The 12,784-nt window shown below is 40.6% G+C and carries 11 protein-coding genes; 9 read left to right on the top strand and 2 right to left on the bottom strand.

Annotated elements, in window-relative coordinates:
- Positions 1-462 precede the first annotated feature (462 nt).
- The 4 genes from ACWATR_RS09455 (at position 463) to ACWATR_RS09440 (ending at position 5,582) form a co-directional block, all read left to right on the top strand.
- On the top strand, positions 463-1,332 hold the full coding sequence (locus tag ACWATR_RS09455; protein WP_460331694.1) for a zinc metalloprotease HtpX: 870 nt from the start codon (positions 463-465) through the stop codon (positions 1,330-1,332).
- A gap of 158 nt (positions 1,333-1,490) precedes the next feature.
- Complete coding sequence (locus ACWATR_RS09450) at positions 1,491-1,919, top strand: hypothetical protein (protein WP_460331692.1); 429 nt, start codon at positions 1,491-1,493, stop codon at positions 1,917-1,919.
- A gap of 1,130 nt (positions 1,920-3,049) precedes the next feature.
- On the top strand, positions 3,050-4,837 hold the full coding sequence (gene aspS / locus ACWATR_RS09445; RefSeq protein ID WP_460331690.1) for an aspartate--tRNA ligase: 1,788 nt from the start codon (positions 3,050-3,052) through the stop codon (positions 4,835-4,837).
- 301 nt (positions 4,838-5,138) lie between these two features.
- Positions 5,139-5,582, top strand: coding sequence for a GNAT family N-acetyltransferase (locus ACWATR_RS09440; protein ID WP_460331688.1), 444 nt, complete (start codon positions 5,139-5,141; stop codon positions 5,580-5,582).
- A 72-nt stretch (positions 5,583-5,654) separates the two neighbouring features.
- On the opposite strand, the gene pirA is transcribed toward ACWATR_RS09440, so the two are convergent.
- Positions 5,655-5,810 carry an arginine synthesis PII-interacting regulator PirA gene (gene pirA / locus ACWATR_RS09435; protein WP_176727237.1) on the bottom strand — a complete coding sequence of 52 codons (156 nt, stop codon included), beginning with the start codon at positions 5,808-5,810 and terminating at the stop codon, positions 5,655-5,657.
- Positions 5,811-5,921: 111 nt separating this feature from the next.
- Between pirA and ACWATR_RS09430 the strand changes: the two genes are divergently transcribed.
- From ACWATR_RS09430 to ACWATR_RS09420, 3 genes are all read left to right on the top strand, one after another.
- A complete protein-coding gene (locus ACWATR_RS09430) occupies positions 5,922-6,725 on the top strand; it encodes an SAM hydrolase/SAM-dependent halogenase family protein (RefSeq protein WP_460331686.1) in 804 nt (267 codons plus the stop codon).
- Between the two features lie 147 nt (positions 6,726-6,872).
- Entirely contained in the window at positions 6,873-7,529 is a 657-nt protein-coding gene (locus ACWATR_RS09425; RefSeq protein WP_460331684.1) for a DUF2301 domain-containing membrane protein, read from the top strand.
- Complete coding sequence (locus tag ACWATR_RS09420) at positions 7,529-8,218, top strand: YdcF family protein (RefSeq protein ID WP_460331682.1); 690 nt, start codon at positions 7,529-7,531, stop codon at positions 8,216-8,218. Before ACWATR_RS09425 ends, ACWATR_RS09420 begins: the two co-directional genes overlap by 1 nt.
- A 256-nt stretch (positions 8,219-8,474) precedes the next feature.
- Here ACWATR_RS09420 and ACWATR_RS09415 read toward each other — a convergent pair whose 3' ends face one another.
- Complete coding sequence (locus ACWATR_RS09415; protein WP_460331680.1) at positions 8,475-9,608, bottom strand: alpha/beta hydrolase; 1,134 nt, start codon at positions 9,606-9,608, stop codon at positions 8,475-8,477.
- Positions 9,609-9,968: 360 nt separating this feature from the next.
- On the opposite strand from ACWATR_RS09415, the gene dprA reads away from it, so the two are divergent.
- Together dprA and ACWATR_RS09405 are read left to right on the top strand one after the other, a co-directional pair.
- Entirely contained in the window at positions 9,969-11,087 is a 1,119-nt protein-coding gene (gene dprA, locus ACWATR_RS09410; protein WP_460331678.1) for a DNA-processing protein DprA, read from the top strand.
- A 183-nt stretch (positions 11,088-11,270) separates the two neighbouring features.
- Positions 11,271-12,377 (top strand): saccharopine dehydrogenase family protein, encoded by a 1,107-nt coding sequence (locus tag ACWATR_RS09405; protein ID WP_460331676.1) that lies wholly within the window; start codon positions 11,271-11,273, stop codon positions 12,375-12,377.
- The last annotated feature ends 407 nt before the right edge of the window (positions 12,378-12,784 follow it).

The following is a 12,784-nucleotide window of genomic DNA, read 5'->3' as shown; positions in this document are numbered from 1 at the left end:
CTATTGTCTATTGCCTATTTCCTATTGCCTATTGCCTATTGCCTATTGCCTATTGTCTATTGTCTATTGCCTATTTCCTATTGCCTATTTCCTATTTCCTATTGCCTATTGCCTATTGCCTATTGCCTATTTCCTATTGCCTATTGCCTATTTCCTATTGCCTATTTCCTATTGCCTAACTGGATCTAAATTAATAACGATTAACTTATAATTTCTACCTATGCAAAAAATATTCCTGTAGATAGATGCATTGTTGGTATCTATAAATAAGTAATTTTATTACTAGTAGATAAGTATCAAAAACAACTAAATTAGTATTTCTAAAAGTTAAGTGAGAAAACCGTACTTCTCTGATAGGTTTTCTGTACCATATATCTAAGTTTAGCTGGATACAATCGAAGTGTAGCTGAAGTAATGCTGTTTTTTCAAAAATTTACACAGCATTAGCAGGAGAGCGAAAACATGACAAATCAATTGAAAACGGCTGCTTTGCTAGCTGCGCTAAGTGGTCTTTTAATCGCAATTAGTTACTGGGTAATTGGCGGTTCTAGTGGCTTAATTATCGGGATTGGCTTGGCAGCAGTAACAAACCTGTTTTCCTGGTATCAATCAGATAAGATTGCGCTAGCAGTATATCGGGCCCAGCCTGTGAGTGAAAGCGAAGCACCAGGACTTTATCAGATGGTGCAAAAATTGAGCGATCGCGCCAATATTCCCATGCCCAGAGTTTACATCGTTCCTAGTCAAGGTGCTAACGCCTTTGCTACAGGCCGCGATCCCGAACATGCTGCTGTGGCTGTTACCGAAGGTATTTTAAATATATTGCCAGAGGACGAACTCGAAGGCGTTATCGCTCACGAACTCACCCACATCATTAATCGTGACACCCTCACACAAGCTGTTGCTGCTACTGTTGCTGGTGCTATCTCATTTCTAGCCCAAATGGTTAGTTACAGCTTATGGTTTGGCGGTGGTTCACGAAATGACAACAGAGGTGGAAATCCAATCGGAATTTTATTAACAGTCATACTTGCACCAGTGGCGGCGACAATTATTCAGCTAGCAATTTCGCGCACACGAGAATTCTCTGCTGATGCCGGTTCTGCTAAATTAACTGGTAATCCCCGCGCCTTAGCTAGGGCATTGCAACGGTTAGAAGCCTCAGCAAAACAGATACCTTTAAATGCCAATCCAGCTTATGAGCCGTTATTGATTATCAATTCTATCTCTGGACAGTTTTTGAGTAACTTATTCTCCAGTCATCCTGCTACAGAAGTGCGAGTTGCAGCATTGCTTAAATTAGAGCAACAACTGCCAACAAAAACTTATTAATTTGTCATTTGTCATTTGTCATTTGTCATTTGTCATTTGTCATTCGTCATTCGTCATTCGTCATTTGTTATTTGTGAAATTTGCAATGACTTGTTACTACCATTACAGGGTGCAGTTTTCATCAACGGACACACTTTGCAATTAGGGATGTTTTAACTATGAATGCTAACAACATTGAACCCATTGAAGCCACAGTAATTGAATCTACCGAATCCATCGTAATTGTAGAAATCAGTTCTGAAACCGACGAATTAGTGGAAACTGAAATGGCTGGTGAAACTGATGAGGTGAAGCGCGAAACTAAAGCGTTAATTGAGGCGCTAAAAAGACGCGCTCAAGCTGAGGCTGATTCAGCAGGTACTCTCACCCGTGAGACATATTTGAAAGTTGTGCGTCAAGCACGGGCATTAATTGAAGGAAGGAAATTGATGGAACGCGATCGCTTAGAAAACTCTTGGGCAATAATTCAGGATGAAGCTGAGAGAAACTGGCATTTATTGATGAAAGATGTAGTAGACTTCACCTTTCGCCTACAAAAGGCGGCCATTGCTGCTTGGGATACCTTTAATCACCCTTACTCTCGTTAAAGATGGTGCGAAGGGTGCGGCGATAGGGGCGTATATCTGTCACTGGTGTCTACTTTTGCCAAAAATAGCGTACTGATTGGGTGTTGTTCACCCGCCAGGGATTGTAAATCCCTGACTAATTGCTCAAGTCTACTGAAGTAGACTGAAAATTTTTGCAATCTTTAGTCCTCTTCAGAGGACTTTAGCTATGAGACAGGGATTTACAATCCCTGGCGGACGTGCTGGCGGACGTGCGGTTTCGCGTTAAGTTGACACCAGTGTATATCTGTGCGCCCCTACTGCGCTTAGAATTGCAAGCGGATCACCCGAAACCCAAAAAATTTGAAATCAAGCTTTAAGAGCATAACTCTGTGCCCTGATCTTTGAATATTCAAGGAATTATTAGTAATATTAATGTTATCAATAAGATAATTATTTTTTCCTTATCAAAATTACAACATTGGTCATCAACATTGCAATTTTTGTCCTTAATATTACAACATTGGTCATCAACATTGCAATGTTTGTCCTTAATGTTACAACATTGTTAATTAACATTACGATGTTTTTTCTTAAGGTTACAACGTTGGTCATCAACATTACAGTGTTTCTTCTTAATGTTGTAATGTTAGTCATCAATGTTACAACATTCAAAAGAAACACTCAAGCTTTTGTAAATCATGGTGAAGTATTTGTCGCCACACTCAGCACTAACTTTACTGATGACTCTGCGGCAATTTTAAAGAGACACCACCAACAACATCACTGTCCCCTCTAACAAATCACCTCCGCTGCGATGATATAGATATCTGCGCCGTAATACATCCAGAGAGGTTTTTTTCAGCTTCAATAATTTTAGGCAATCCCTCACACCACTCTGGGAAAAACTGCTCTTTTTCAATTCGGACTAAACCAAATCGAGTATGGACATTCATTAAGCTGGTAATTGCTGCTATCTGTGTGATAGTTTTTCACCTCCCTGTGTATGCAAAACCCAGCTTTCCGGTGTTATGGCTTCCTTTATATATATAGTGTGAAATTATTTGATTTTTTATTTCACCAGAACTACTACAATTACTATTGATGCTAGATAATGGGAAGGCTTTGACATTTTCTTCTCAATCTAGCCCAGGAAACAATAATTAACACTTATGCGAACTCATTATTGCGGCGAACTCCGAAAAGAACATATTGGAGAAACAGTTACCTTTTACGGATGGGTAGACCGTCGCCGCGATCACGGTGGTGTGATATTTTTAGATTTACGCGATCGCTCTGGAATCGTCCAAATCGTCAGTGATCCGCAACGCACCCCAGATTCTTACGAACATGCGAATGCTCTGCGAAATGAATATGTTGTTGAAATCACTGGTAGGGTAACACAACGTCCTGAAGAATCGCTGAATACCCGCATCCCAACAGGCGAGGTGGAAATCTACGCCGATAAAATTAAACTTCTCAATGCTGTTCGCAAACAGTTACCTTTCCAAGTTTCTGTAGCTGACACCGAGACAGTGCGCGAAGACTTGCGACTGAAATATCGTTATTTAGATTTGCGACGCGAACGCATGGCGCAAAATTTGCAACTGCGTCATCAAATAGTCAAAGCCATGCGTCGTTATCTAGAAGATTTAGAAGGTTTTATTGAAGTCGAAACCCCAATACTTACCCGTTCTACCCCAGAAGGAGCGCGGGATTACGTTCTACCCAGTCGCGTCAATCCTGGTGAGTGGTATGCCTTACCGCAATCACCCCAGCTATTTAAACAATTGCTGATGGTATCCGGTTTAGACAGATATTATCAAATTGCCCGTTGTTTTCGTGACGAAGATTTACGCGCTGACAGACAACCAGAATTCACCCAGTTGGACATGGAAATGAGCTTCATGTCCCAAGAAGAAATTATCGAACTAAATGAAAACTTAGTTTGCCATATCTTCAAAACAGTTAAAGGCATTGAGTTACAGCGTCCTTTCCCCCGCCTAACTTACGCTGAGGGAATGGAACGCTACGGGAGTGATAAACCAGATACCCGCTATGGTTTGGAATTAGCTGATGTCTCAGATATTGTGAAAGAGTCAGGTTTCAAAGTCTTTCGAGACACTGTGACTAATGGTGGTATCGTCAAAATCTTACCCATTCCTAACGGTAACGATGTAATTTCTAATGTCCGAATTAAACCAGGCGGCGATTTATTCAAAGAAGCTAGTGAAGCCGGTGCTAGAGGTTTAGCTTATATCCGTGTTAGGGACGATGGCGAAATTGACACCATTGGCGCTATTAAAGACAACCTCAGCGAAGAACAAAAACAAGAAATTTTGCGCCGTACAGGTGCAAAAGCTGGACATTTGCTGTTGTTTGGGGCAGGGGAAGCTGCTACAGTTAATAAAACTTTAGATAGATTACGGCAAGCGATCGCTAAAGAATTTGGTTTAATTGATCCAGAAAAAATCAACTTACTCTGGATTACAGATTTCCCAATGTTCGAGTGGAATGCTGACGAAAAGCGTCTAGAAGCATTGCACCACCCATTTACAGCACCTCATCCTGATGATTTGAGCGACTTAAAGACTGCACGCGCCCAAGCTTACGACTTGATACTCAATGGTGTGGAAGTTGGCGGCGGAAGTCTGCGGATTTATCAGCGAGAAATTCAACAGCAAGTATTTGAAGCAATTGGATTATCTCCTGAAGAAGCACAAAGTAAATTTGGCTTTCTCTTAGAAGCATTTGAATATGGTACACCGCCACATGGTGGCATCGCCTACGGTTTAGATCGTTTGGTAATGTTGCTAGCTGGCGAAGAATCAATTCGAGATGTCATTGCTTTTCCGAAGACACAACAAGCGCGTTGTTTGTTAACAGATGCACCTTCGAGTGTAGATGCTAAACAGTTGAAAGAATTGCACGTTGCTTCAACTTATAAACCAAAGTCTTAGTGAACTAGGGAATTGTCTAAGTAGGGTGGGCAATGCCCACCAATTACTTGAATTGAGAAAGCAAAGATAATGAATAAAAGCTTACTGTTATCGTAAAAAAACGCGAATATATTTTTATTGATTTCACCTGCCATTTACTTTAACCAAGCAGTGTTGGCTATAACCCAATACAGTTCAGATCAGACGCAAACACTTGTAGAGACGGCGATTTATCGCGTCTCAAAAACCCCAAATTTTTGCCAGTAACCCTTAACTAAACCGGATTGTGGTATAAACTGCATTGAAGTGATGAGGACACTCAATGGAAGTTTTCTTAGCTAATATTAATCATATTGAAAGTGTTTCAGTACTATTTGATCGGTATCGTATTTTTTACAATCAGCCATCAAACCTTGAAGCTGCTAAAGAGTTTCTCAAAGAACGTTTCCAGAATAATGACTCGGTAATATTTGCAGCTAATGACAATGGGGAATTAGTTGGATTTACTCAGCTTTATCCCAGCTTTTCTTCAGTGTCGATGAAACGAGTATGGATATTGAACGATTTGTATGTGGAAGAGTCGTATCGCCGCAAGGGAATTGCAAAGTTATTGATGAGTGTTGCGGAAAAATATGCAAAAGAAAGTGGAGCCATTCGAGTAATTTTAGCAACTCAAATTTCTAACATAACCGCGCAAAAACTCTATGAAGCGCGAGATTACATTAAGAATGAAGAGTTTTACCATTACGCTTTACCATTGCAGTAGTGGCATGATACGAAAACAAAAAACCCGCCGTAGCGGGTTAAACAACAAAACTATGAACAATGAAAACCTGATTTAACTGGAATATCTCATCTCAGCTTCCAGTTGACGAATCAGCTGTTCGTCGCCTTTTGCTCTGGCTATTTCCAAGCGATGCTCTAGGCTTTTTTGAATATTCGCTCTGTGAGTTTCTCGTGCTTTGCTCACACTTTGTAGTCTATTTTGATTCATAGTGATTACCTGGTTTAATTTTTCACTTTATTGTCTTGTCTTCTTAACATAACACATATTTTGTAGCTGTTGCTACAGAAAAATATATTTTTTATATAATTTTACCAAAATATGTCTAATAAACAGATAGATCAACAACCACTCGTGACTTTACTAAGCGATTTCGGCGATCGCGATGTTTATGTAGGCATAATGAAGGGAGTCATAACCCAAATCAACCCCAGACTGACGATAGTAGACTTAACGCACCAAATTCCGCCGCAAGACATCGCCGCAGCCAGGTTTAGCCTGATGAATGCTTATCCCTATTTCCCAGTGGGGACAGTGCATGTAGCAGTGGTAGATCCGGGTGTGGGAAGTAAGCGACGAGCGATCGCAGTAGAATTTGCTCAAGGGTTCCTCGTAGGCCCAGATAATGGTATATTCAGCGGCATACTCAGTCAAAGTCCAGCGATTGCAGCCGTCGAACTTACAAATCTTAACTATTGGCGAACTCCTCAACCAAGCAAGACTTTTCACGGTAGGGATATCTTTGCGCCAGTGGGAGCTAATCTTGCTAGTGGTGTGTCCCTCAAACAGCTAGGAAAAGAAATTGATCCAGCAAGTTTGGTCAAACTAGATATAGATAAGTGCAAGCAGACAACCAATGGTGTAGCGGGTTGCATTCAATATATTGACCACTTTGGCAACCTAGTCAGCAACATTCCAGAGAGTTACGTCCAAGGCAAAACTTGGTGTGTGCAAGCCGCCGGGTTGAATATACCAGGCTGTGAAACTTACAGTGATATCAAAGTGGGAGAGATAATAGCTTTAGTTGGCAGTCACGGCTGGGTAGAAATTGCCATTAATCGCGGCAATGCTCACTCACAATTACAGATTAATTTACAAGATGCACTACAAGTCTTGTTTTTGTAAGACTTGAATTGCAATAAAGCAACTACTGAAAGACATAAGTTTAAAAATGGTGACATTAAGTTCGTTTCATTGCCCATAATAATAAAAGTAACCCTTGAGCAATTTCTTGTTGTACTCTACTAGAGAATCATAATTATATTCTTAACTATGACTACACAAACACTCTCAGCACCAGAAGTTTATCAAGGCCAGTTTGGGGAATTTACAATTACTCAGAGCGATCGCACTGGCGTAATTATCTACCGCGCTGGGTTAATGGTAGCAGCACTGAGCTTTGCCATAGGCAGCGCTTTGGTTTTATTCAACAATAACCCGACCGTTTTCACCATACTGACACCTCTATATGCTTGTTTTAGTCTCGCCCTTGGTGTAAGTTTATTTACCATTCATATCTATATGGCGTCACTGCACCGAACATTGCAAGTTTTCTGGGCTATTGGTACTATCGCATCAGTGATATTGGCAATCTCTAGTAGTGAACCTTTGGCTCTTACTGTTTACAATCAACCGATTACCTTATTCGGAGTTGGTTTTATCTTCGTTGCTTTGACAGGTATTTATTTTAAAGAGGCTTTTTGCTTTAATCGCCTGGAAACCAAAATATTAACCCCGATAGTACCGCTACTATTATTAGGACATTTAGTGGGAATTTTACCAACTCAGGGAGAAAGTATTTTATTAGGAATTTGGGCGACATTATTTTTAGTGTTTGCCCTACGGAAGACAGTGCAAGAAATTCCTGCGGATATTGGAGATAAGTCTGTATTTACCTACTTGAAAGAACAACGTTTAGCGAAAGTTTAATGCAGGCAAAAAATCGTCGGTGTCAAAAATTTCCAAAAGTCAAACTAATCAAACGCCAAGAAATGTGGACACTTACGGCTCAAGGGTGGGCGATTGCGATCGCTTTGATTGCTTATTTAATATTTTTCACTATTACTCATGTACACTCATTTCTCGCCGTAACTTCCCCAATCAAATCAGCACAAGCATTAATTGTTGAAGGATGGCTACCAGATTATGCTATAGAAGAAGCTTTGGCTGAATTTCAAAATGGTTCTTATAGTCAAATAATTACCACCGGAGGCACATTAGGAAAAGGAAGTTATCTTACCGGATACAAGAACTTTGCAGAGGTGACAGCCGCCACCTTCATAAAACTTGGTTTAGAAACAGAAAAAGTGGTAGCTGTTCCGACACCTTTCGTGGTTAAAGATCGTAGTTATGCATCTGCTGCTGAATTTTATCGCTGGCTATCCAATTCAAATTTACAGATAGAATCAATTAATCTTTTTTCTTTGGATGTTCATACCCGTAGAAGCTGGCTAATTTTCAAAAAATTACTGAATCCTAATATCAAAGTTGGTGTGATTGCTGCCAAAACGCAAGATTACGATCCAGAAAAATGGTGGGCTTCTAGCGCAGGTGTGCGGACAATTATTGATGAAGCGATCGCTTATGTTTATGCACGCTTTTTGGACTGGAAAGCCTAATAGTGATAATTCGTAATTCGTAATTCGTAATTCGTAATTCGTAATACTCGCCAAGGACGAGAAGCAAGCTACGTAATTTGTAATTCCCCGACTTCTCAAATAAGTCGGGGGTCTATCTACTGAGCGTTTTATATTTAATTAGGTTGGCATACTTATACCAATTAAATTAATGATTGCAACACATCCTTGGGTAAAGACGCGATGAATCGCGTCTCTACAAATGGTCTATTTGTCGCATTCTTTTTTCAAATTGGTATTACTTACCTAGTATTTCTAATAATGCTTGACGATAAATTTTTAGACCCTCTGCATTCAGATCGACACCATCACTGGTCAAATTTTCTTTAAGAACATTATTTTCATACAAGGGTGCTATTCCTGCTGCTGCAACTGGCACTTTTTCTGTTTCAGCAACTTGATTAATCAGAACATTAATTTGTTCAACTCTAGAAAGTGGGGCTGCTACAGTTGGATCTGAGCTTGCTGCAACTGTTGAATAAAAAGCCGGAATGAGAAAAATCTCTTTATTTCCCATTGTTCGGACAAGTGCGATCGCCTCTTGGAGATTTTTGCTAAACAACTCATCACTAATTCCATACCAAGCATCATTTCCACCTATGGCAATAATAGCTTTTTCGCATTTCACCTTAGTAGGAATTAAACTTTTCAGTTGTTCCAATAATGAGATTGTACTCAGACCATTTAACCCAAAATTAAAAGTACCGCTCCCAAGGGTATTACCAAGTCCAGCCGAAATAGAATCGCCAAATAAGCAACCGGAGAATTGTTTATCTTGGGCTGCAAGTGTCTGATATTGCAGTGCGATTTTTCCTAAAGGTGAAGTACTTACATTGTCCTTTGGTGGTGCATCAGCAGAACTAGAAGAATTTGCCATGCCAACTAACCGAGAAATTTTTGACACGTCAACAACTAGTTGATTACTAGGATAAGCTTCTAGAAAGCTGGTTATGCCTAGACCTTCTGGTGATTTTGATCCTAAAATCAGGGCAGATCGTAGTGCTTGTGTACTGGCTTGATCGCGACGAGCGATCGCACTAGAAGCAAAAGATAAAATTTGCTTGCCCATTCCTGTGTTGAGCAGCTTATCTAAAGCCACAATATCAAGAGACATTTTTACTTGAAGGGCATCTTGAAACTTCTGTTTCTCCTTAGCGCTCAGGTAATCTAGGAAAGATTGCAAATCACTAGAAGCCTTTTGTGTCTTGTCATAGTTGCGTATATCTGCCACCGGGATCGATTGCTCAAACAATCCGTACCTGACAGTAACTTTTTCGGCTGCCAAACTAGGCAACAAACCAAGTCCGCTATGCAGCAGTAAAAATATTAGACATCCACATAAGCTTATTAGAAGACGATAGAAATATTTCATCACAAAATATAAAAATAGATAGTCAATAGTTAATAGTCAAGAGTCAAGGGTCAAAAGTCAAGTCGCTTTGCTCCAGTTAAAAATTAAAAATTATTAATTAAAAATTGCAAAACGCTCCTACGTCGCTAACGCTGCGCTATCAGTGGGGGCTTGTACCCCAAATTAATTAAAAAAAGGTCAAGGGTATAGCCATTTTCAATCCGGTGAGGTGCAGGTATGCAAATAGAATGCGACAAATAAACCATCTTGTAGAGACGCGATTCATCGCGTCTTCACCCAAGGATGTGTTGCAATTATTAATTGAATTGGTATGAGGTCAAATTTGGGAATACTCAATCCAGTAGGCGTGAGGATGGAACGGTGGTAGAAGAAGGTGCATATTGGCTAGCTTGGGCACAAATTTCTGGAATTGGCCCGGTATTATTGCGACGGCTGCAACAGCATTTTGGTACGCTGGCAACAGCTTGGAACGCTACCAAGGCACAATTGGGAGAAGTGGAAGGTTTTGGTTTGCAAACATTAGAAAAAGTAGTACAACAGCGATCGCGTTTGCAACCAGAGCAACTATTCACCAAGCACCAGCAGGAAAACTCTCATTTCTGGACACCAGCAGATGCAAATTATCCCCGCTTACTGCTGGAAACTCCAAGTCCGCCGCCGATTTTGTACTATCGCGGTGAAGTCGAACTCCAAGAAAATCTCGGACAAAAACCGCTGGTTGGAATTGTTGGAACACGCCAACCCTCAGAATACGGTATCCGTTGGACTCGCCAAATTAGCACAGCTTTGGCTAAAAATGGCTTTACAGTCGTTTCTGGAATGGCAGAAGGAATTGACACAGAAAGCCACAGCGCCGCCATGAAAGCAGGTGGACGCACGATCGCAGTTTTGGGTACTGGTGTAGATGTCATCTATCCACATAAAAATCGGGATTTGTACCAGCAAATTTTGACAGCTGGGTTAGTTGTGAGTGAGTACCCGACAAAAACCCCACCCGATCGCACGCACTTTCCCCGTCGTAACCGAATTATTGCAGGTTTAAGCCGCGCCATCTTGGTAATAGAAGCACCGTTAAAATCTGGTGCATTAATAACAGCCACATACGCAAATGAATTTGGTAGAGATGTCTATGCCTTACCTGGAAGACTTGATGATTACCCCTCACAAGGGTGCTTAAAGTTACTGAGTCAGGGAGCTTCTTTCATTCTTAAGGAACTAGATGAACTGTTAAAAATGCTAGGAGCAATACCACAACTTGATGGAGTCGAGGCTTCTATAGCACCAGAACAGTTAAGTTTGCCAAGTTTATCACCAGAACTACAAAGGGTAATGGATGCGTTTGCAAGTGAAGCTTTACCCTTCGATTTTATTGTCCAACAAACCAGTATGGCTGCTGGCTCAGTTTCCAGTGCTTTGTTACAGCTGGAACTTATGGGTTTTGTTTCGCAACTACCAGGAATGCGCTATCAAAAAAGTTAAGAGTTAAAAAACAACATTTTCCAAGTATCGCTCTTGAAGAAAACTTTGCAATTTACTGAATGTACGTCTCTGGTAACATCTTTGTAGCAGAAATTTCGTGAACTTGTATAAATCATACTTATAACCGATGGCAAACAGGACACAAAACTGATGAAATAAGGTTAGTGTTGCGAATTTGGAGTAATGACAGACAGCGTTTTAATTCTTGGTGGACGAGGGCGGATTGGTAGCAGTGTTGCTCAGGATCTAGCTACCCATACGCAGGCAAAAATTACAATTACTGGACGTTCTGCGGAGTTTGGAAGGGCTGTTAGCTTGTCTTCGGGAGGACAAGTACAGTTTTTGATATTGGACTTAGTAGAAGTTGACAAGCTGCGAGATGCGATCGCAAACTCTAACTTAGTCATCCATTGTGCTGGCCCATTTCACTATCGAGATACTAATGTTCTCCAAACCTGTATTGCTCAAGGCGTTAATTATCTAGATGTCAGCGATCATCGCTCCTATACCAGCAAGGCTCTCAGTTATCATGAACAAGCTGCTGCGGCTGGTGTGACAGCAATTATTAATACTGGTATTTTCCCTGGTATTTCTAATAGTATGGTACGTCAGGGAGTTGAACAATTTGATCAACCAGAAAAGATCCATTTAAGTTATTTAGTTTCTGGTTCTGGTGGTGCTGGCATTACAGTGATGCGGACAACTTTTCTAGGGTTGCAGTATCCTTTTGAGGCTTGGATAAATGGAAAATGGGAAATAGTCAAGCCTTACAGTGAAAGGGAAGTCGTTGAGTTTCCATCCCCATATAGACGCAGCGGCGTTTACTGGTTTGATATGCCAGAAACCTTTACACTACCCCATGCATTCCCATCAGTAAAAACTGTAATTACTAAGTTCGGCTCTGTTCCCGATTTTTACAATCACCTAACTTGGATTGCGGCACACGTTTTTCCCAAGTGGTTAATGCAGCGACGTTACATGATTGAATTTCTGTCTCATGTCAGCCATTCAATGACAGATGTCACTAATAATTTTAGTGGAATTGGTGTAGCAGTTCGTTCAGAAGTTACAGGGCAAAAAAATGGTAAAACTGCTGTTTATTGTTCAACTATAGTACATGAAAATACAGCTATGGCTTCTGGTTGCGGTACAGGTAGTATTGCCCAATTATTGCTAGAAGGCAAACTCAATAAACCAGGTGTTTTTGCTGTGGAAGAAGCACTACCAACAAATTTATTTGAAGAGGCAATGCAAAGCCGAGGAATTAAAATTAATTACAGTTGGTTATAGCTTAATACGCTCAGATTAAGAGGATGTTTTAAAAGTCCTCTTATCGGTATCAAAAGTTTTAGATCCCTCTAAATCCCCCGATAAATTGGGGGACTTTGATTCCGGTTCCCCCCTTTTTAAGGGGAGTTAGGGGGGATTAACAAGTGCTTAAAATCATAGCCAAAGACTTTTCAAACGACCTCTAAGGGCTACTGGCAAAAATTTTGGTTTTTCGAGACGCGATAAATCGCCGTCTCTACAAGTTTTTTCGTGCCTAACTGAACCGTATTGGGGTTGGGGAGAGCTATTTAGGGTAAAATCCCACTAAGCTAAAAAAAGGAACTATAACTAAAAATTAATATATCCTGAGGTAGAAGTAATAACTGTACTTAAACATTTAGTATGCCTGTGAGTCTTGAGTATCGAAT

The organism is Nostoc sp. UIC 10890 (assembly GCF_054786515.1).
This window is presented reverse-complemented; position numbering and strand designations above follow the sequence as displayed.

Excerpts from the sequence above, each read along its gene's own strand:
- ACWATR_RS09425 (WP_460331684.1), top strand. The coding sequence starts at position 6,873 with ATGACTACACAAACACTCTCAGCACCAGAAGTTTATCAAGGCCAGTTT.
- ACWATR_RS09440 (WP_460331688.1), top strand. The coding sequence starts at position 5,139 with ATGGAAGTTTTCTTAGCTAATATTAATCATATTGAAAGTGTTTCAGTA.
- aspS (WP_460331690.1), top strand. The coding sequence starts at position 3,050 with ATGCGAACTCATTATTGCGGCGAACTCCGAAAAGAACATATTGGAGAA.
- ACWATR_RS09415 (WP_460331680.1), bottom strand. The coding sequence starts at position 9,608 with ATGAAATATTTCTATCGTCTTCTAATAAGCTTATGTGGATGTCTAATA.
- ACWATR_RS09455 (WP_460331694.1), top strand. The coding sequence starts at position 463 with ATGACAAATCAATTGAAAACGGCTGCTTTGCTAGCTGCGCTAAGTGGT.
- ACWATR_RS09405 (WP_460331676.1), top strand. The coding sequence starts at position 11,271 with ATGACAGACAGCGTTTTAATTCTTGGTGGACGAGGGCGGATTGGTAGC.
- ACWATR_RS09430 (WP_460331686.1), top strand. The coding sequence starts at position 5,922 with ATGTCTAATAAACAGATAGATCAACAACCACTCGTGACTTTACTAAGC.
- pirA (WP_176727237.1), bottom strand. The coding sequence starts at position 5,810 with ATGAATCAAAATAGACTACAAAGTGTGAGCAAAGCACGAGAAACTCAC.
- ACWATR_RS09450 (WP_460331692.1), top strand. The coding sequence starts at position 1,491 with ATGAATGCTAACAACATTGAACCCATTGAAGCCACAGTAATTGAATCT.
- ACWATR_RS09420 (WP_460331682.1), top strand. The coding sequence starts at position 7,529 with ATGCAGGCAAAAAATCGTCGGTGTCAAAAATTTCCAAAAGTCAAACTA.